Origin of the sequence: Sphingobium sp. LMC3-1-1.1 (assembly GCF_040676285.1) — a bacterium.
Classification (GTDB): Bacteria; Pseudomonadota; Alphaproteobacteria; order Sphingomonadales; family Sphingomonadaceae; genus Sphingobium.
In genome coordinates this window covers 361,863-382,208 of record NZ_JBEGHQ010000023.1, presented here as the reverse complement: position 1 = coordinate 382,208, position 20,346 = coordinate 361,863, and the positions used below count along the sequence as shown (strand labels likewise).

Sequence of the window (20,346 nt, the reverse complement as noted above, 5' to 3'; positions counted from 1 at the left end):
TAACGGAACGAGGCGGCGCCGCATCCCGGCGCCGCCTTTTTCATGAGCGGAAAGGCGAATGATGACGACAACGGCGAAGAAGCGCCTGGAAGTCCGGCCGGCGGTTCCGGCGGATGTGCGCGGCATTCAGCGGCTGATCGCGCGAGTCTATCCCGGCCTGCCCAATTATTCGCTCGCGACCCTTCGCGGCCAGATCAACAATTTCCCGACCGGCTGCTTCGTCGCCCTCTATGACAGCCGGATCGTCGGCTATTGCGCGACCATGCGCGTCAGCAAGGCGATGGCCTTTTCCCCCCATGACTGGGAGGAGATCACCGCCAATGGCTTCGGCACCCGGCACAGCGCGGCGGGCGAGTGGCTCTATGGCTATGAAATGGCGGTCGATCCCAAATTGCGCGGACTGCGCATCGGCCAGCGTCTTTATGACGAGCGCAAGGAACTGGCCGAGGAACTGGACCTGCACGGTATCGTCATCGCCGGCCGCATGCCCGGTTACGCCAGGGCCAGGCGGCGCGTCGATGGGCCGGCCGATTATCTGGACAAGGTCGTCCAGGGCAAGCTGCGCGACCAGGTCGTCAGCTTCCAGCTCAAGAACCAGTTCGAGCCGCTGGGCGTGCTCGAAAACTACCTTCCTGAAGACAAGCAGTCCGACGGACATGCCGCGCATCTTGTCTGGCGCAACCCCTATGTCGATCCCGACGAAGCACCGGAAATGCGCGTGCCGCGCGGCGTGGAGAGTGTCCGCCTCGCCACCTGTCAGTTGCAGGCCCGCGCCGTCAAGGATTTCGACGAGTTCATCCGCAACATCGAATATTTCGTCGACGTGGCGGCCGATTATCGCTCTGACTTCATCGTCTTTCCCGAATTGTTCACCCTGCCCCTGCTGTCCTACGAAACCAGGAACCTCTCCCCTGCCGAAGCGATCGACAAGCTGACCAGCTACACCCCGCGCCTCACCAGAGAGCTGGAAAGAATGGCGCTGGAATATAATATCAACATCATCGGCGGCTCTCACCCGACCCGCGCTGATGACGGCGATATCCAGAATATCGCCTATGTCGCGCTGCGCGACGGATCGCTGCACAGGCAGGAAAAGATTCACCCGACGCCCAATGAGGCCTTCTGGTGGAATATCAAGGGCGGCGACTCGCTGGACGTGATCCAGACCGATTGCGGGCCGATCGGCGTGCTCATCTGTTACGACAGCGAATTTCCCGAACTGGCGCGACGGCTGGTGGACCAGGGCGCGCGGATCATCTTCGTGCCCTTCTGCACCGACTCCCGGCTGGGTTACATGCGCGTGCGATACTGCGCGCAGGCGCGGGCGATCGAGAACCAATGCTATGTGGTCATGTCAGGCAATGTCGGCAACCTGCCCAATGTCGACAATATGGACATCCAATATGCCCAGAGCGCGATCCTGACGCCCTGCGACCTGCCCTTCGCGCGCGACGGGATCGCGGCGGAATCGACCGAGAATGTCGAGACGCTGACCATGGCCGACGTGAACCTGGCGGACCTCAGTTGGGCCCGGGCGGAGGGTACGGTACGCAACCTGCGCGACCGGCGGTTCGACCTCTATCACATCGACTGGGACAGCAATCCCGATCACGCCCACGCGCCAAGCGGAGGCCCGGTCCCGGCGGGCGGGCACAATGCGCCGGGCGGGGGATAACGCAGATACCATCATTCAAGGATGACGGAACATGCTGCCGGCAGGCTTCAGGCGGTTACCCCATCCGGCAGCGTCATTTCAGGCATCATGACGGTCTCTCCCTATGTCCGCGCCCCGTCACTGAACCAGTCGAGCTGTCTGGAGGGCAGTTGAGAATAGTTGCTGGAGAGCCGTGGTGATATTGTCATCGGCCGTCACGGTCTGCACCAGTGGCGATCCATTGATGCCCGATGACGCACAACTTTGCAGCGCGGTGAGAACCTGGTCGGAACTTCCCGCATTGCCGGCCGGATAGGGCGAAGGCGGACGCGGCAGGAACGGAGCAATATTCGTCTGCGACCAGGAATCGCCGGCAAGCGACTCCGGCAGATATTGGGTATAGAGAATGGCAATCTTGATACCCTTGGTCTTGATCGCTGTGCATTGTGTCAGATCGCTGCTCCGCATCGGGCCGAAATAACGGCCGCCGCCATTTGGCTGGTCCAGCATGCCGTCCGTGATGATGAACAATATCTTCTGCGGCGTCGCTCCAGGCGCGCCGGTTCCCGCCGTGGGGATGACGTTGTTCATGGCGGTGAGCATGTTCGTCACTTCGGTGGCTTTATCGTCGATGTTGCTGCCGCTGGTCGGCATGGAGTTTTTCCACCAATAATCGTCAGCCGGGAACAGCGATGCCGCGGAAAAGCCACTGCCATAGGAAGCGACGCTGGTCAGGCTGTTGAGCGTCCTGACCGGCGAAGAATTGCCCGATCGCGTCCAGTCGAACGAAAACATCTGCGCGCGATAGGTGACCTGATATTGGGACGCCTGGTTAGCCGCGAAGGGGATCAACTGCGTCGCGGCCGAAACCACATCGTCCTTGCGCAGGGTGATGCTGGCGGGACTGCCGTAGATCTGCCCATAATTATGGGTGAGCCAATAACCATCGGCAAAATAGCTGGTATCATACAATGTGTCGATTGGGGTGCCCGTCGTCGTGGTCGTCGTGGTCGTCGTGGTTCCACCGCTTGCCGGCGTGGAATCCTCGACAATCTTCTTGGTCGGCGTCACTCTCTTGTATATGTTGGTTACGCCGCCTGGATTCTTGTTCACCGGCAAAACAATATAAGTGGTGACGTCGTAGGTACTGGTGGTGGTATCGATGTTCTTCTTGTTATTTCCGTTTCCAGATGTTGTCCGCACGGGGCCCACGACCGTCGGCGTCGAAGTCGAGGTCATGAGATTGCCTGCGCTGTCATAGATGAGGTTCGTAGTATAATCCCATCTATAGAAGACGTTCCGGGTCGCCGATCCCGACGTATAATAGCCCGTTGACAGCAATATATGGCGTGTTTTCTGATCCTTGACATAGATATTGTCGCTTGTCGGAAGCATCGCGTGGCACGCAAAGGCGCAGCCGTTCGCGTTTTCGGAAGTCTTGGTGGCCGCGATGATCTTGCTGACGCCGTCCGACGTCGCGGGAAGCAGCATCGAAGGCGAATTGTCCATCGCCAGGTAGAAATCGACATTGGGCGGCTGCGCGGCGCTGGCCGAGGACGTACCGCTGACTGTTAATGTACCGACCCCCAATATGTTGCCGAACATATTGACCGACTTGACCGTATAGCTGACGGTCGCCTTGCGAAGATAGCCCAGCGCGCCGCCGCTGCCTGAGGTGCCGTCGGTGATGGTGGGCGTCACCTGCAGGTCCTGATAGCCGTTCAGAAGGCTGGCCTGCGCCGTGAACATGGCTCTTGCGGCGGTAGTCGCTTCACTGTTCGATTGCAGGATAAGCGAAGGGCCGACAGCCGCCAGCGCAGCCGCGTCGGCCGCCGCGTTCAAGTGCGTCTGAAGGGCCATGGCGCGGGAATAATCGACCCCGAACCCGACGACGAAGGTCAGCGGGATGAGGGAAAATGCCGTGATCATCAGGGCGCCGCCTCGCTGGTCGCCCTTCAGCCGGGCAGCCAGCCTGGCCAGGACACGCGCAGAGTTGGGGCAAGAGGATCCTGTCATCATTCAAGCACCTAGAAAAGACGAGGGGTCATGTAGAGGGTGTGAGTCAGCGTAGTCGTCTGGATGGGGATAAAGCTGATCGACGGCGTGAAATTATATTTGACCTTGCCCATGAACAGCCAGCCACCGGCCGTACCGACCTGGGTCTTGGTGCCGGTACCGGGGCCAAGGTTTCCGCACACATTCGAACCGTCCGGAGAGGTCGGGACCATCGTGGAACTGATCATGTTGGCGGGGATGGAAACAACGGTATTGGCTGACTGCGTCCCGGCCGTGGGGAGCGTCCCGGCCGTCTGTTCCGAAGTCGCGGCGGTGACGGTGCTACCGTCGGCGCTTTGCGTCTGGGCCTGGGTCCACACGACATAGGCATGGGTGGCATCGCAGACCCTGAGCAGCGATATCTGCTCGGTCGCCTTGTCGAGCTTGTAGGGCGACAGGACGACTGCGCTGGCGCTGAGATAGGATTTCGCGTCGGCGCTCGTCGGGTCCGTGTAGACGATGGTGGGTGACATCGTTCGGCTGGTAAGGTCGACAAGGGAGCGCGTCGCGATCGTGACCTTGCGGTTGCAGGCGATCATGTCCGACAGGGAGCATCCGCCGGTGTACAGGAGCACGAGCACCGGCAGGCAAATCGCGAATTCGATGAGAACCGCTCCACTTGCGTCCTGTGCAAAGCGCCTCAACATGAGCTTTGCGATGCGCTGCATGAATAATCTTCCGTCGTGAATACCGATGTCGCGACAAGCTGGCGGTTGCTGTTGGGTTGGTTCACCAGGTTCAGGCCGAGCGGCCCTTTTCCTGTCGGCCAGAGATAGACCAGTTGAAGAACGACGATGCGGGATTTGCCGCTGCCGCCCGACTGGTAACTATAGCCCGTGCCTGTCGAGGTCAGCACGCCATTGCTGTCATAAGTGAAGGTCGGCTTGGCGGTGCTGCCGGCATTATAGGTGCTCGCGGTGGCGACATTGACCGTCAGCCGGGAACAGGTGAGCAGTGCGGGCAACAGCGATGGGACAGTGATTGCCTGACCATTGGCATCGGTTCCGGAGAAACCGTTGCAGATGGCGTTCTTGAAATCGCTGGCGGTCATGCCGACATGGCCATTGGCCAGTTGCACGGTCTGGACGGTCCCCGTCAGCATCAGGCGCCCTGCGCTCTGCGCCGCGGTTTCCAGCATCTGCTGCGCCAGATATATCAGCATCGAGTAAAGGATCGCGAGCAACAGCGCGAGCAAGGCCGGGGCGATGACGGCGAATTCCACCATGGCCATACCCTGCCTGTCCTGCGACAGGTTCTTGCCGAAACGGCGCACCGCCTTCCCTGCGCAAAATATATTGCGTAAAACCGCCATTACGGAGCCTCCCGGAGGCTGTATCAACGATCAGCGTTCAAATTTGGTAAACGGCCCGTCGCACAGGATGGACAGGGTTAAGGGGGTGCGCCAGCACCGGCTGAGTCCCGCCTCGACGAGGTTTCCCGCAACATCTTCGCTTCTAACACCGACTCATGACCCCGCGTGATGCAATGGCCACAGCCTCGCCGAAAAGCGTCCTATTTTCGCAACCCCTGCCGGTTAAGCCTGTCCTATTTCGCGCCGACGGCCCATTCCGGAACCCTCTTTGAAACGTCCGACACATTGCGCAGCCGCCTACGCGCGCTGGTGCGCGCGCGCATATGGTGTGAACTTCGGCGGAAAATGGCTGTTTCCCAAGGCGTCGGATCAGCGATGACATTCCCGGCCGCCAGTCATTCCATGTCTCATGCTGTCAAAGGCGATCCGGGATGTCGACTATGAGGCGGCTGAACACCGGCTGGAGCATCGTGCGCAAAAGTGGGAACCGGTTTTGCGCACGGCAGCCGCCGCTCACTCTACGGTAACGGACTTGGCAAGGTTTCTTGGTTGATCGACGTCCGTGCCCTTGGCCACGGCGACATGATAGGCCAGCAACTGCACCGGAACGGCATAGACCATCGGCGCGATCAGCGGATGCACCTTGGGCATGGTGATCGTCGCCATGCAACCCTCGCCCGCGGCCTGCACCCCGTCATAATCGGAGATCAGCACCACCTTGCCGCCGCGCGCCTGCACTTCCTGCATGTTGCTGACGGTCTTCTCGAACAGCGGTCCACTGGGCGCCAGCACGATCACCGGCACCTTGTCGTCGATCAGGGCGATAGGGCCATGCTTCATCTCGCCAGCGGCATAGCCCTCGGCATGGATATAGCTGATTTCCTTGAGCTTGAGCGCCCCTTCCAGCGCCAGCGGATAGTCCGGCCCGCGCCCCAGATAGAGCACATCGCGCGCGCCCGCGATCAGATGCGCCATCCCCTCGATGGATTCATCATAGGCAAGCGCGGCATTGAGCGCGGCGGGCGCCTCGGACAGGTGACGGACCAGTTCCTTTTCCGCCTTTGCGTCCAGCCGTCCCTTCGCCCGCGCCAGATTGGCCGCGAACGCCGCCAGCACCGCCAACTGGCAGGTGAAGGCCTTGGTCGATGCCACGCCGATTTCCGGCCCGGCATTGGTGGGCAGCAACAGGTCGGCCTCCCGCGCCATGGTGCTGGTCGGCACGTTGACGACGGCGGCGATCTTCTGTCCCTCGGCACGGGCATGGCGCAGCGCGGCCAGGGTGTCGGCGGTTTCGCCCGACTGGCTGATGACGATCATCAGCCCGCCCTCTTCCATCACCGGCGCGCGATAACGGAACTCGCTGGCCACATCGATGTCGACGGGAACGCGGGCGAACTGCTCGAACCAATATTTGGCAACCATGCCGGCATAGTAGCTGGTGCCGCAGGCGACGATGGTGACGCGGCGAATGCTGCCAAGGTCGAAATCCGGGATCGGCAGCGACACCTGGTCATCCATCCGGCGCAGATAGGAACGCAGTGTCTGCGCCACCACCACCGGCTGCTCGTAGATTTCCTTGAGCATATAGTGGCGGTGATTTCCCTTGGAGATCAGTTCGCCGGTGACGCCGGAAATGGTGACAGGCCGCTCGACGGGAACATTGTCCTTGTCGAAGATCTCCGCGCCGTCGCGGGTGATGACGACCCAGTCGCCTTCCTCCAGATAGGCGATGCGCTGGGTCAGCGGCGCCAGCGCCAGCGCATCGGAGCCAAGATAGGTCTCCCCCTCGCCATAGCCGACCACCAACGGCGAGCCCAGGCGCGCGCCGATCAGCATATCGGGATGGCTGCGGAACAGGATCGCCAGCGCGAAGGCGCCGTGCAGGCGCGGCAGGACCTGCGCCACCGCGTCCTTCGGGGATGCGCCCTGCTCGACCAGTTCGCTCACCAGATGGGCGACGACTTCCGTATCGGTCTGGCTGTCGAAAGTGCGGCCCCGCGCCATCAGCTCCTCGCGCAGCGGCTTGAAATTCTCGATGATGCCGTTGTGGACGAGCGCCACTTCCTTTGTGGCGTGGGGATGGGCGTTGCTGGTCGTGGGTGCGCCATGGGTCGCCCAGCGGGTATGGGCAATGCCCGTCTTACCCGGCAAGGGCGCGGCGCCCAGTTCCTTCACCAGATTGGCGAGCTTGCCCTCGGCGCGGCGACGGTCGATCTGCCCATCATGGATGGTGGCGACGCCCGCGCTATCATAACCGCGATATTCAAGTCGCCTGAGACCTTCGACCAGCCGCTCCGCCACGTCGTCCTTGCCGATGATTCCGATGATGCCGCACATGGATGCTCAGTCCCAAAGCCGTGAAAACTCTATGCTTGTGCCGCCTATGCCACGATCGCGCGGCGGGCGACAGGGGTACCGCATCATCGTGGATGAATTGTAATCAGCCAGACATCCGGCGGCGCCAGCAACCGGATCGGCAGGCCGCTGGTGCCAAGCCCGGCCGATACCACCATGGTCCGCTGTCCTTCCCGGTACACCCCGCAGGCATAGCGGGTGCCATAGCGTGAAGGCACATAGACTATGCCGGCAAAGGGCAAGGCCACCTGCCCGCAATGGGTATGACCCACCAGCGTCAGCATCGGCCGGTCGGGCAGCAGCGGAAAGACATCCGGCCCATGGGACAGCATCAGCGGCGCACCGCCCAACGCCTGCATCGCATCCAGCGTCGCGGGGATGTCGGGTCGGTCGGTATAGATGTCGCGCAGCCCGCCGATCGCCAGCGGACCCCGGCGCACCGCCTGATTCTCCAGCAAAGGAATGCCGATGCGGGCAAACAGGGCGGCCCATTGCCGGCGGCTGATCCGCGCATGTTTTCGGGCGTCATGATTGCCCAGCACAGCGACCACGCCCAGCGGCGCGCGCAAAGCGGCAAAGGGCGCGATGCTCTGCTCCGGACCATAGGTCGCGCCACCCTTTTGATCCCCGATATAGTCGCCGCCCAGGACGACCAGATCGGGTTTCAGGCCATTCACCAGGGCGACGATCCGCGCCATCCGGGCTGGACTGTTGTCGGGACCGGACAAATGGCCGTCCGTCAGCAGAGCCACCGTGACCGGCCGTCGGGGCGCATCCGTCGGGAAGGGAAGGGCGACGTCCAGATGCCGCACCACCGGCATGGCCCGCGCATTGAGCACGAGCCAGACTACCGCTCCCGTCAACAGGAGCAAAAGGATCAGCAGCGCGATCAGCCAGCGCCGCGTTCGGGAAAGGGCCTTCACTTGGCGGCTTTGCGCGCCTGCATTTTCGCCCGGAAGCGGGCGGCCCATCCAGGTTTCACCTCCTGCGCCGGCCGGACGAGACAAAGCGCATCGGCCTCCACCGGCTGGGTCACGACGCTTCCGGCCGCGACGATCGCGCCATCCCCGATCGTCACGGGCGCGACCAGCGCGCTGTTGGAACCGATGAAGGCGCCCGCGCCGATCTCCGTCCGATATTTGAAGAAGCCGTCATAGTTGCAGGTGATGGTGCCCGCGCCGATGTTGGCGCCTGCGCCCACGCTCGCGTCACCGATATAGGACAGATGGTTCACCTTGGCGCCCTCGCCCAGTTCGGCCTTCTTCATCTCGACGAAATTGCCGACCTTGGCCTTGCCGCCAACTTTCGCCCCAGGGCGCAGGCGGGCATAGGGACCGATTTCCGCGCCCTTGCCGACAGAGGCGCCCTCCAGATGCGAAAAGGCGTGGATCGTCGCATCGTCCGCAATGCTGACGCCCGGACCGAAGACGACATGGGGTTCAACCACCACGTCGCGGCCCAATAGGGTGTCATGCGCGAAGAACACTGTTTCCGGCGCGATCAGCGTCGCTCCATCCCGCATCGCCTCCGCCCGGCGACGGTCCTGCCAGACAGCCTCCACCCCCGCCAGTTCGGCGCGGCTGTTGACGCCCGCAACTTCCCATGCTTCCGCCTCGATCACCGCGCTCTGGGCGCCCGGCAGCATGACGATGTCGGGCAGATAATATTCCCCCGCCGCATTGTCGTTGCCGATCTTGTCGAGCAGCACGAACAGGTCGGTCGACCGCACCGCCATCAGTCCCGAATTGCAGAGCGTCACCGCCCGCTCCTCTGCGCTGGCGTCTTTATATTCCACCATCTTTTCGATCACGCCCTGATCGCGGGCGATGATCCGGCCATAGGCGGCGGCGTCCTCAGGCCGGAAACCCAGCACAACGGCGCGCGGCTCGTCACCCCAGTTCAGGCGGTCCAGCATGCTTCGCAGCGTTTCGGTGCGCACCAGCGGCACGTCGCCATAGAGGATCAATATGTCGCCTGCGAAGCCGGCCAGCGCATCATGCGCCTGCGCTACGGCATGGCCGGTGCCCAGTTGCTGTTCCTGCACTGCGATGACGGCGCCGCTGCCCTCGACCGCCTTTTCCACCTGGTCGCGCCCCGCGCCGACGACCACCACCTGCCGCTCAGGCTGCAACGCCGCCACGCTGGCGAGCAGGTGGAGCAGCATCGGCCGCCCCGCTATCGGGTGCAGCACCTTGTGTTTCGTTGATTTCATGCGCGTCCCTTGCCCGGCGGCAAGGATGATCACGGCCAGAGGACGGGCGGGCGAGCGGCTGGAGGTCACAGGGGCATCCTTCACGAAAGGGCCAAGAATCTGAGCGCTCTCTGCCATGTTTGACTTGCCTTTGCCACTGTGCAGGCGGCATGAGCCGGCCATGGCCAGCATTCCCTTCGACATTGTCGGTTTTGACCTTGACGGCACCCTGCTCGACACCAGCGGCGACCTGGCGGCGGCGGTCAACTACGCCATTGCGACGGACGGCCGCCCGCCATTCCCGGTGGAAGCGATCCACCCCTTCGTCGGCAAGGGCGCGAAGGTGATGCTTCAGCGGGCTCTCGACGCCTCCGGCGGATATGACGAGGCGATGCTGGCCAGGATGCTTCCCATCCTGCTCGACTATTATGAGCAGAATCTGGCGATTCATTCCCTGCCCTATCCCGGCCTGACGGCTGCGATGGACGCTTTGCAGGCGGCAGGCGTGAAGCTCGCCATCTGCACCAACAAGGCGGAACGCTTCACCATCCCCCTGCTTCATCAGATCGGCCTGTCGGATCGCTTCGCCAGCGTCGTGGGCGGCGACACGGTGGGCATCGCCAAACCGGACCCCGCGCCGATCCACGCCATGGTCGAACGCGCAGGGGGCGGGCGGGCGATCTTCCTGGGCGACACCATCAACGACATTGCCGGCGCGCGCAATGCGGGCATCCCCAGCATCGCTGTCAGCTTCGGCTTCCTGGATGGGCCGGTGGAGGCGCTGGAGGCCGACGCCGTGATCCACCATTATGACGATCTGATGCCCTTGCTGGAAAACTGGCCAGCATGACGCTTTATCTGGAAAGCGACGGTCCGGTCGCGACGCTGCTGATCGACCGGCCACGCCAACATAATGCGATGAACCAGCAGATGTGGGAGCAGTTTCCCCAACTGGTGCAGGAGGCGATGGCGGACGAGGCGATCCGCGTGCTCATCCTGACATCGGCGACGCCAGGCCTCTTCTGCGCAGGAGCGGATATACACGAATTCGCGCGCTGTTCGGGGGAGGAAGACTGGCGCTTCGCCAACCAGGCCGCGATCCGCGCCAGCCAATATGCCCTTGCCCATGCCGAAAAGCCGGTGATCGCGGCGATAGACGGCGATGCCGTGGGCGGGGGATGCGGACTCGCAATAGCCTGCGACCTGCGGATCTGCTCCCCTGCCGCCCGGTTGGGCATCACCCCCGCCAGGCTCGGCATCGTCTATTCGCTGTTCGACACGAAGCTGCTGGTCGACCTGGTCGGGCCTGCGCGGGCCAAGCGCATCCTGTTCACTGCCGCCCTCCTCGACGCGGGTGATGCGCTCGCCATCGGCCTGATCGACCAGATCGCGCCCGCCCCACGGGAGGCAGCGATGGCACTGGCGCACAGCATGGCCGCCAACGCCCAGCATTCGATCCGTTCGTCCAAGACCATTGTCCGCCGCATCCTGGATGGACAGGCAGACGACGATGACGAAACGCTCGCCATGTTCCGCGACGCCTTCACCCAGCCCGACTTTCATGAAGGCGTGCAGGCCTTCAAAGAGAAGCGCCGCCCCTCCTTCTGATCTGCTCGTCGACGGTTCATCCATAACGGATGAACATCTCGTCCGATCTGGAAGTATTTGTTAAGGATCGGCTTTTACCCGTCTGGCGGTAGAGACGCCGCGCCGGCTGACGACCGACAAGAGGAACAGGCACAACAGCGTGGGGGAAAATTTCGCCTTCTTCCTGCCCGTCATGATGGCAAGTTTCAGCGTGGTGTTCGCCTTCGTCTGGAGCCTGCGCGTGCGCGCCGCCGGATATTGGAGCGCGGCCTATCTGTGCGTTGCTGGCGGCTTTGCCATGCCGGCGGGATTTGCCCTTGCGCCCTCACCTCTCTGGAGTCTGGCGGCGGACCTGCTGTTCACCAGCGGATTCCTGCTGTTCAGCCAGGCGTTGCTGGAACGGTGGCGGCCGAACTGGCTGCTGCGGGCGCGGATCGCGATCTGGGCCCTGTCCATATTGCTGTGCGCCGCCGCCCTCCTGTTCGACCATTTGCCCTTCGAACTGGCATCGTCCGATTTCGGCTGTTTCCTGCTGATCGGCCTGCCGCTGATCGCGGGGAGGAGCCGGCTCGACAACTGGTCGGACCGCACGCTGTTCGGGGCGGCGACATTGGTCGCGCTGGACAATCTGATACGCGGCAGCACCATGCCGCTCACATTGTCGGGCGGCAATTTCCTGAACAGCGATTATGCCTTCCTGATGCAGGCGCTGGCCTGCGTCTTTGGCCTGTTCCTGGCTCTGGCGGCGCTCGCGGCGAACATGCTCGACCTGCTCTCCCGCTATCAGCGCGATGCGCTGCATGATCCGCTTTCCGGCCTGCTCAACCGCCGCGGCTTTGACGACGCGGTCGGCCAGAGAGCGCGCAAATTGCCGACACAGGGCAGCCTGATCCTCTGCGACATCGATCATTTCAAGGCGATCAACGACTCCCATGGCCATGCGCTGGGCGATCGCGTGATCGTCACGCTGGCGCGCACATTGGCGCGGTTCGCGCCCGCAGGCGCTGTTACAGCCCGGTTCGGCGGGGAGGAGTTCGTGCTCTTCCTGCCCGATACCAATGCTGCCCGCGCGGCGGCCATCGCCAATGACATTCGCGAGAGCCTGGCTCAGGAGGTCGCTGGACAGGTTGGCCTGTCCCGGCCGATGACGGCCAGCTTCGGGCTCTCAGCCGTGCAGCGGGGCGACGCTTCCATCCATGACGCCATTTCGCGGGCGGACGAGGCGCTCTACGAAGCCAAGACCCGTGGCCGCAACAGGGTGTGCGTGCGCCGGGCGCTCTCGACGCCTGCCACGACGGAACAGGATGTAACCTCGCGGGTCAGCAACGGCTGAAGCGCCGCTTCAAATCCGACGCGGGCCTCCAAATTCTCCGTCGCAGCATCCGGTGAGCGGAAAGCCGGCCCCGGTCTTCCGGACGGCGCTGCAACCGCTCGCTCTCCCCGAAAAAAGGCCGCCCCGAAGGACGGCCTCTTCATCTTCGCGGAAGGCTGCGCGCGATCACATATGGATCGGCTTGCCCGTGACGGCCATGGCCGCTTCCTTGATCGCCTCGCTATGGGTCGGGTGAGCGTGGCAGGTATAGGCGATGTCTTCGCTCGACGCGCCGAATTCCATCGCCTGGGCCGCCTGCGCGATCATCGTGCCGGCAACCGTCGCGATGATCCAGACGCCCAGCACCTTGTCGGTTTCGGCATCGGCAATGATCTTCACGAAACCATCGGGCTCATGGTTGGTCTTGGCACGGCTGTTCGCCAGCATAGGGAATTTGCCGACCTTGATCGCGCCCTTTTCCTTGGCCGCCTCTTCGGTCAGGCCCACGCCCGCGATTTCCGGCTTGGTATAGACGACCGACGGAATCACGTCATGGTTCACGATGCCGGTCAGGCCGGCGATATTCTCGGCGACGGCAATGCCCTCATCCTCGGCCTTGTGCGCCAGCATCGGGCCCGGAATCACGTCTCCGATCGCCCATATGCCCGGAACCTTGGTGGCGAAATCATGATCGGTCTCGATCTGGCCGCGGGCATTGAGTTCCAGGCCGATCTTCTCGAGGCCCAGCCCCTCCGTATTGGGGCGACGGCCGATCGATACCAGCACGACATCGGCCTCGATCTTCTCGGCCGCGCCACCGGCGGCCGGCTCGACCGTCAGGGTCACGCCCTTCTTGCCGACTTCCGCGCCCGTGACCTTCGTACCAAGCTTATATTCGAAGCCCTGCTTCTTGAAGATCTTGTTCGCCTCCTTGCGGACTTCTCCATCCATGCCGGGCAGGATCTGGTCGAGATATTCGACCACAGTGACCTTCGCGCCGACGCGGCGCCACACCGATCCAAGCTCGAGCCCGATGACGCCGCCGCCGACGACGACCAGATGGCCTGGCACCTTGTCCAGTTCCAGCGCGCCGGTCGAATCGACGATCTTGCCGCCCGCATTGTCCACCGCGACGCCCGGAAGCGGCGTGACCGACGAGCCGGTGGCGATGACGATATTCTTCGCCGTCACCTTCTTGCCCGCGACTTCCACGGTATTGGCCCCGGTGAAGCTCGCGAGCCCCTTCAGCCAGTCGACCTTGTTCTTCTTGAACAGGAACTCGATGCCGCCGGTCAGGCCCTTCACCGCTTCCTTGCGCTGGCCCTGCATGGTGTCGAGGTCCAGGCTCATCTTGTCGATCTTCACGCCCAGCTTGGCAAGCGCGCCATTGGCCGCTTCGTCGTAAAGCTCCGATGCGTGCAGCAGCGCCTTGGACGGAATGCAGCCGACATTGAGACAGGTGCCCCCCAGCGTCTCGCGGCTTTCGGCGCAGGCGGTCTTGAGGCCCAGCTGCGCCGCGCGGATCGCCGCGACATAGCCGCCCGGACCGGCGCCGATTACCAGAACATCATAATCGAAGTCTGCCATGGTTCACCTTCCTCTGGCGTGATGTCTTACAGGTCGATCAGCAGGCGGGTCGGATCCTCGATCGCGTTCTTCACCGCGACGAGGAACGTCACCGCCTCGCGACCGTCGATCAGGCGATGGTCATAGCTGAGCGCGAGATACATCATCGGGCGGATCACGATCTCTCCGTTGCGGACCACGGGACGGTCCTCGATGCGGTGCAGGCCCAGCACCGCCGACTGCGGCGGGTTGATGATCGGGCTGGAGAGCAGCGAGCCGAAGACCCCGCCATTGGAGATGGTGAAGGTGCCGCCCTTCATGTCCTCCATGGTCAGCGTGCCTTCCTTCGCCTTCTTGCCGAAATTGCCGATCGTCTTTTCGATATCGGCAACGCTGAGCGACTCCGCATTGCGGATCACCGGCACGACCAGACCGTTCGGCGCGGACACCGCGACCGAGATGTCGGCGAAATCATTATAAACGATCTCGTCGCCCTCGATCTGCGCGTTCACGCCCGGAATGTCGCGCAGCGCCATGCAGACGGCCTTGGTGAAAAAACCCATGAAGCCCAGACGGACGCCATGCTTCTTCTCGAACAGATCCTTGTACTTCGCCCGCGCCTCGATGACGTTGGTCATGTCGACGTCATTATAGGTGGTGAGCAAAGCGGCGTTATTCTGGGCTTCCTTCAGGCGCTTGGCGACCGTCTGGCGCAGCCTGGTCATCTTGACGCGCTCCTGCGCGCGGCTCGGGCCAGTCGCGGGACCGGCGGCCGCGGGCGCGGCGGCAGGGCTGGCGGCCGCAGCCCGCGCAGTACCGGCAGCGGCAGCGGCCAGCACATCATCCTTGGTCAGGCGGCCATCCTTGCCCGTGCCCTTGATCTTGCTCGGATCAAGGCCATGCTCCAGCACCAGGCGGCGCACGGCAGGCGACAGGGTCAGGTTGCCGCCCTCATCCTCCTCGACGGGCGCCGAAGCGGCCGGCGCTGGCGTGGCGGCTTCCGCCTTGGCAGCGGGAGCCGGAGAAGCGGCGGACGCAGCGGCAGTCGCAGCACCCTCGTTCACATAGCCCAGCAGCGCGCCGACCTCGACCGTGTCGCCTTCCTTGGCGATGATATCGCCCAGCGTGCCGGCGGCCGGCGCGGGCACGTCCACCGCGACCTTGTCGGTTTCAAGGCTGACGATGGGCTCGTCGGCCTTCACGGCATCGCCGGGCTTCTTGAGCCACTGGCCGACGGTTGCTTCGGTAACGGATTCGCCCAGGGTGGGGACTTTGACTTCGGTAGCCATGAGCTTGTTCAGCCTTTCTTCTGGCGACGGATTTCTTCACGGACGCTGTGACCCAGCGCATCGGCGACGAGGGCGCCCTGTTCGGCGACATGGCGCTTGGCGAGGCCCGTGGCGGGCGACGCCGACGCCTTGCGGCCGGCATAGCGGGCGCGCATCGGCGCCTTGCCGGCGGCTGCCAGCGCTTCCTCGATATAGGGTTCCACAAAGAACCATGCGCCGTTGTTGCGCGGTTCTTCCTGACACCAGACGACGTCTTCCAGGCTCGTCATGCGCTCCATGCGCTTGGTAAGGGCCTCCGTCGCGAACGGATAGATCTGCTCAATGCGCACGATCTGCACATCCGTGTCGCCGGCGGCATCGCGTGCTTCCATCAGATCGTAGAACACCTTGCCGGAACAGAGCACCAGGCGGCGAGTGTCCTTGTCGGCCGACCCATTGGGGTCCGACAGGATACGCTTGAAGTGCGTTTCGCCCAGGAAATCCTCCGCCTTGCTGACCGCCAGCTTGTGACGCAGCAGCGACTTGGGCGCCATGATGATCAGCGGCTTGCGGAACGGCCGCAGCATCTGGCGACGCAGGACGTGGAAGTAATTGGCCGGGGTCGTGATGTTCGCAACCTGGATATTCCCCTCCGCGCAAAGCTGGAGATAACGTTCCAGTCGGGCCGAGCTATGTTCCGGACCCTGCCCTTCATAGCCATGCGGCAGCAGGCAGACCAGGCCGTTGGAACGCAGCCACTTGGTCTCCGACGAAGCGATATACTGGTCGAAGATGATCTGCGCGCCATTGGCGAAGTCACCGAACTGCGCTTCCCACAACACCAGGCTCTTGGGATCGGCCAGCGCGAAGCCATATTCGAAGCCCAGCACACCATATTCGGAGAGCGGCGAGTCCAGCACCTCGAACCGGCCATGCGGCACGGTCGAAAGGGGGATATATTTGTTCTCCGTATCCTGGTCGGTCCAGACCGCATGCCGCTGGCTGAACGTGCCGCGCCCGGAATCCTGGCCCGACAGGCGGACGCCATAGCCTTCCGACAGCAGCGATCCGAAGGCCAGCGCCTCGCCGGTCGCCCAGTCGAAATTCTCGCCGGACTTGAACATCTCCGCCTTGGCGTCGATCACGCGCTTCAGCGTCTTGTGGACGTTGAGGCCATCCGGAATCGCCGTCAGCGTCTTGCCAAGACTGTCGAACAGCTTCTGGCTGATCGCGGACTCGACGCTCTGACGGGTCGTTTCCGCGTCGGCCGGCTTGTGCAGGCCGGACCAACGACCGGCGAACCAGTCGGCCTTGTTCGGCTTGTAGCTCTTCCCGGCCTCGAACTCTTCCTCCAGATGGTTGACGAAGTCGCCGGTCGCTTGGGCGACGAAATCGTCATCGACCACGCCTTCGGCCTTCAGCCGCGCCGAATAGACATCGCTGACGGGGGGATGCTGGCGGATCTTCGCATACATCTGCGGCTGGGTGAAGGACGGCTCATCGCCTTCATTGTGGCCGAAGCGGCGATAACACCACATGTCGATCACGATGTCGCGGTGGAAGGTCTGGCGATATTCCATCGCCAGCTTGCATGCAAAGGTCACCGCCTCCGGATCATCGCCATTGACGTGCAGGATCGGGGCCTGAACGCCCTTCGCCACATCGCTGGGATAGGGCGAACCGCGCGAGAATTGCGGGCTGGTGGTGAAGCCGATCTGGTTGTTGACGATGAAGTGGATGCAACCGCCGGTATTATAGCCCGACACGCCTGAAAAGCCGAAGCACTCCCAGACGATGCCCTGCCCGGCAAAGGCTGCGTCGCCGTGGATCAGCACGGGCAGCACTTGTTCATGTTTGGCAAGGTCGTCGCGGAAAGTCTGCTGCGCGCGCACCTTGCCCAGCACCACCGGATCGACGGTTTCCAGGTGCGACGGATTGGGGACCAGCGACATATGCACCTTGACGCCGTCGAACTCGCGATCGGTCGAGGTGCCAAGGTGATATTTGACGTCGCCCGAACCGCCGACATCCTCGGGATTGGCCGTACCGCCCGAAAATTCGTGAAAGATGACGCGAAAGCCCTTGGCCATCACATTGGCCAGCACATTCAGGCGGCCGCGATGGGCCATGCCGTAGACGATCTCGCGAACGCCCTGCGCACCGCCATATTTGATGATGGCTTCCAGCGCCGGGATCATCGATTCGCCGCCGTCCAGACCGAAGCGCTTGGTGCCGACATATTTGCGACCCAGGAACTTCTCATATTGTTCGGCGTGGATCACCTTGGCCAGGATCGCCTTCTTGCCTTCCGGCGTGAAGTGGATTTCCTTGTCCTTGCCCTCCAGACGCTCCTGGAGGAAACGGCGTTCCTCCACGTCTGCGATATGCATATATTCAAGGCCGACATTGCCGCAATAATTGGCGCGCAGGATCGCCACGATCTCCCGCACGGTGGCATATTGCAGGCCCAGCGTACCGCCCAGATAGACCTTTTTGTCAGGGTCGTTCAGGCCGTGATATTCCGGCGTCAGGTCAGCCGGCAGGTCGCGCTGGGTCAAGCCGAGCGGGTCTAGATTGGCAGCCAAATGACCACGTACGCGATATGTACGGATCAACATCTGCGCGCGTATTGCATCGTCAGCCGCGCTTACGGCATCAGCGTCCGAAATCGCCTTGCCATTGGTCTTGGCGGCGGCCTTTACGGCCACTTGCATCTGCGTGGGGTCAAGCGCCCCGGTCAGGTCGTCGGTGTCGATCGGCGGCCAGTTGGTGCGCGCCCAGCTCGGCCCGCGTTCAGCCTCGCCAACTCCGTCAAAAACTTCCTGGTTCTCGTAACCCATTTCTCTTGTCCCATGCCAACCGCGTGCAGTCGCGGAGCGGGGTAACCGATGGCCGGGGTGCAGCCCGGCCATCGCGTTCGGCCGGTTCAGCCCTTCAGCACTTCCAGCAGGGTCGTGCCAAGTTCGGACGGGCTGGCGGCGACCTTGATGCCGGCCGCTTCCATCGCCGCGATCTTGCTCTCAGCGTCGCCCTTGCCGCCCGACACGATCGCGCCGGCATGACCCATGCGGCGGCCCGGAGGCGCCGTGCGGCCCGCGATGAAGCCGGCCATCGGCTTCTTGCGGCCCTTCTTCGCCTCGTCGATCAGGAACTGGGCGGCCTGCTCTTCGGCATCGCCGCCGATTTCGCCGATCATGATGATCGATTCGGTGGCGTCGTCGGCCAGGAAGAGTTCCAGCACGTCGATGAAGTTGGTGCCGTTCACCGGATCGCCGCCGATGCCGACGGCCGTGGTCTGGCCCAGGCCCGCATTGGTGGTCTGGAACACCGCCTCATAGGTCAGCGTGCCAGACCGCGAAACCACGCCCACGCTGCCCTTGGAGAAGATGTTGCCCGGCATGATGCCGATCTTGCATTCGCCCGGCGTCAGCAGGCCGGGGCAGTTCGGGCCGATCAGGCGCGACTTGCTGCCGGAAAGGGCGCGCTTCACCTTCACCATGTCCAGCACCGGAATACCTTCGGTGATGCAGACGATCAGCGGGATTTCCGCATCGATCGCCTCCAGGATGGAATCGGCCGCGAACGGCGGCGGGACATAGATGACCGAAGCGTCGGCGCCGGTCTTCGACTTGGCCTCCGCGACGGTGTCGAACATGGGCAGGCCGATATGGGTCGTGCCGCCCTTGCCAGGCGTCACGCCGCCGACCATCTGCGTGCCATAGGCCAAGGCGGTTTCGGTGTGGAAGGTACCGGTGGCACCGGTCATACCCTGGGTGATGACCTTGGTGTTCTTGTTCACCAGAATGGACATGAGCGTCCCTTCATTTTCTGTGGACGTGGCACTTTGGGTCTAAAGGCGAACCGCCCCAGGCTGCGCACTTACCTGGGACGGTCCGGTGCAAGCTCGTTTGGGGCTCAGGCCAGCGAAGGATCAATGCCCTTGCAGGCTTCCAGCAGTTCCTTGACGGCGTCGATCGACACCTGAAGGTTCGCCTTCGCCTCATCGTTCAGTTCGATCTCGACAACCTGCTCGACGCCATCCTTGCCGATGATCACGGGCACGCCGACATAAAGATTGTCGACGCCATATTGACCGGTCAGATTGGCGGCGCAGGGCAACAGGCGCTTCTTGTCGCCCAGATAGGCCTCCGCCATTGCGATCGCGCTGGTCGCCGGCGCATAGAAGGCGGAACCGGTCTTGAGCAGCGCGACAATCTCGCCGCCGCCCGAACGGGTGCGCTGCACGATGGCGTCGATGCGCTCCTTGGTCGAGCGACCCTGCTTGATGAGATCGGGAACCGGGATGCCGGCGACGGTCGAATATTCGATCACCGGGACCATCGTGTCGCCGTGGCCGCCCAGCACGAAGCTGGTGACATCCTTGGCCGACACGTTGAATTCTTCCGCCAGGAAATGATTGAAGCGCGACGAGTCGAGCACGCCCGCCATGCCCACCACCTTGTTGTGCGGCAGGCCGGAAAATTCGCGCAGCGCCCACACCATCGCGTCGAGCGGGTTGGTGATGCAGATGACGAAAGCGTCGGGAGCATTGGCCTTGATGCCCTCGCCCACGGCCTTCATGACCTTGAGATTGATGCCCAACAGATCGTCGCGGCTCATGCCCGGCTTGCGAGCGACGCCCGCGGTGACGATGATGACGTCGGCGCCCGCGATGTCGGCATAATCATTGGAGCCGGTGATCTTCGCGTCGAAGCCCTCGACCGAAGCGCATTGCGACAGGTCGAGCGCCTTGCCCTGCGGAATGCCCTCAACCACGTCGAACAGAACGATGTCGCCCAGACCCTTGAGAGCCGCGAGATGCGCGAGGGTGCCACCGATATTACCAGCGCCGATGAGCGCGATCTTATTACGGGCCATATGCAATCATCCTCCAAGCCGTAAACTGGATTGCCGAGAAACCGAAACTGCATGAGCGCTTAGGCCTATACGACCTAGGTTTCAACCGCACAAAAGCGCCTATCCCAATTTATCTTTGCAATTCGTTCGCAATTGCATTAAACAACCAATGCCTCTGTTGCCCACGCG

Annotated in this window: 15 protein-coding genes; 4 read left to right on the top strand and 11 right to left on the bottom strand. The window is 63.0% G+C overall.

Annotated elements, in window-relative coordinates; all coding sequences use genetic code 11:
- Window positions 1-61: 61 nt before the first annotated feature.
- Entirely contained in the window at window positions 62-1,675 is a 1,614-nt protein-coding gene (locus MRBLMC3_RS15180) for a bifunctional GNAT family N-acetyltransferase/carbon-nitrogen hydrolase family protein (protein WP_363737438.1), read from the top strand.
- A 117-nt stretch (window positions 1,676-1,792) separates the two neighbouring features.
- On the opposite strand, the gene MRBLMC3_RS15175 is transcribed toward MRBLMC3_RS15180, so the two are convergent.
- The 6 genes from MRBLMC3_RS15175 to glmU all read right to left on the bottom strand — a co-directional run bounded on the left by MRBLMC3_RS15175 (window position 1,793) and on the right by glmU (window position 9,588).
- Window positions 1,793-3,583 carry a pilus assembly protein TadG-related protein gene (locus tag MRBLMC3_RS15175; RefSeq protein ID WP_363830129.1) on the bottom strand — a complete coding sequence of 597 codons (1,791 nt, stop codon included), beginning with the start codon at window positions 3,581-3,583 and terminating at the stop codon, window positions 1,793-1,795.
- Between the two features lie 98 nt (window positions 3,584-3,681).
- Window positions 3,682-4,377 carry a TadE/TadG family type IV pilus assembly protein gene (locus tag MRBLMC3_RS15170; protein WP_363737186.1) on the bottom strand — a complete coding sequence of 232 codons (696 nt, stop codon included), beginning with the start codon at window positions 4,375-4,377 and terminating at the stop codon, window positions 3,682-3,684.
- Complete coding sequence (locus MRBLMC3_RS15165; RefSeq protein WP_363737187.1) at window positions 4,350-5,021, bottom strand: TadE/TadG family type IV pilus assembly protein; 672 nt, start codon at window positions 5,019-5,021, stop codon at window positions 4,350-4,352. Before MRBLMC3_RS15165 ends, MRBLMC3_RS15170 begins: the two co-directional genes overlap by 28 nt.
- A 513-nt stretch (window positions 5,022-5,534) precedes the next feature.
- On the bottom strand, window positions 5,535-7,358 hold the full coding sequence (glmS, locus tag MRBLMC3_RS15160) for a glutamine--fructose-6-phosphate transaminase (isomerizing) (RefSeq protein ID WP_363737188.1): 1,824 nt from the start codon (window positions 7,356-7,358) through the stop codon (window positions 5,535-5,537).
- An 83-nt stretch (window positions 7,359-7,441) separates the two neighbouring features.
- Window positions 7,442-8,269, bottom strand: coding sequence for a metallophosphoesterase (locus MRBLMC3_RS15155; RefSeq protein ID WP_363830453.1), 828 nt, complete (start codon window positions 8,267-8,269; stop codon window positions 7,442-7,444).
- A 26-nt stretch (window positions 8,270-8,295) separates the two neighbouring features.
- Window positions 8,296-9,588, bottom strand: coding sequence for a bifunctional UDP-N-acetylglucosamine diphosphorylase/glucosamine-1-phosphate N-acetyltransferase GlmU (gene glmU, locus MRBLMC3_RS15150; protein ID WP_363830128.1), 1,293 nt, complete (start codon window positions 9,586-9,588; stop codon window positions 8,296-8,298).
- Between the two features lie 160 nt (window positions 9,589-9,748).
- On the opposite strand from glmU, the gene gph reads away from it, so the two are divergent.
- From gph to MRBLMC3_RS15135, 3 genes are all read left to right on the top strand, one after another.
- Entirely contained in the window at window positions 9,749-10,417 is a 669-nt protein-coding gene (gene gph / locus MRBLMC3_RS15145; RefSeq protein WP_363737190.1) for a phosphoglycolate phosphatase, read from the top strand.
- Window positions 10,414-11,175, top strand: coding sequence for an enoyl-CoA hydratase/isomerase family protein (locus tag MRBLMC3_RS15140; protein WP_363830126.1), 762 nt, complete (start codon window positions 10,414-10,416; stop codon window positions 11,173-11,175). The genes gph and MRBLMC3_RS15140 overlap by 4 nt, the downstream gene beginning before the upstream one ends.
- Before the next feature lie 139 nt (window positions 11,176-11,314).
- Window positions 11,315-12,487 carry a GGDEF domain-containing protein gene (locus MRBLMC3_RS15135; RefSeq protein WP_363830123.1) on the top strand — a complete coding sequence of 391 codons (1,173 nt, stop codon included), beginning with the start codon at window positions 11,315-11,317 and terminating at the stop codon, window positions 12,485-12,487.
- A 165-nt stretch (window positions 12,488-12,652) separates the two neighbouring features.
- On the opposite strand, the gene lpdA is transcribed toward MRBLMC3_RS15135, so the two are convergent.
- From lpdA to mdh, 5 genes are all read right to left on the bottom strand, one after another.
- Window positions 12,653-14,053, bottom strand: a complete 1,401-nt coding sequence (lpdA, locus tag MRBLMC3_RS15130) for a dihydrolipoyl dehydrogenase (RefSeq protein ID WP_363830120.1) — start codon at window positions 14,051-14,053, stop codon at window positions 12,653-12,655.
- A 26-nt stretch (window positions 14,054-14,079) separates the two neighbouring features.
- Window positions 14,080-15,321 (bottom strand): 2-oxoglutarate dehydrogenase complex dihydrolipoyllysine-residue succinyltransferase, encoded by a 1,242-nt coding sequence (odhB, locus tag MRBLMC3_RS15125; RefSeq protein WP_363830118.1) that lies wholly within the window; start codon window positions 15,319-15,321, stop codon window positions 14,080-14,082.
- 8 nt (window positions 15,322-15,329) lie between these two features.
- Complete coding sequence (locus MRBLMC3_RS15120; protein WP_363830116.1) at window positions 15,330-18,140, bottom strand: 2-oxoglutarate dehydrogenase E1 component; 2,811 nt, start codon at window positions 18,138-18,140, stop codon at window positions 15,330-15,332.
- A gap of 86 nt (window positions 18,141-18,226) precedes the next feature.
- Window positions 18,227-19,111, bottom strand: coding sequence for a succinate--CoA ligase subunit alpha (gene sucD / locus MRBLMC3_RS15115; protein ID WP_025547828.1), 885 nt, complete (start codon window positions 19,109-19,111; stop codon window positions 18,227-18,229).
- 104 nt (window positions 19,112-19,215) lie between these two features.
- Window positions 19,216-20,178, bottom strand: a complete 963-nt coding sequence (gene mdh, locus MRBLMC3_RS15110) for a malate dehydrogenase (RefSeq protein ID WP_363737195.1) — start codon at window positions 20,176-20,178, stop codon at window positions 19,216-19,218.
- Window positions 20,179-20,346: the final 168 nt, after the last annotated feature.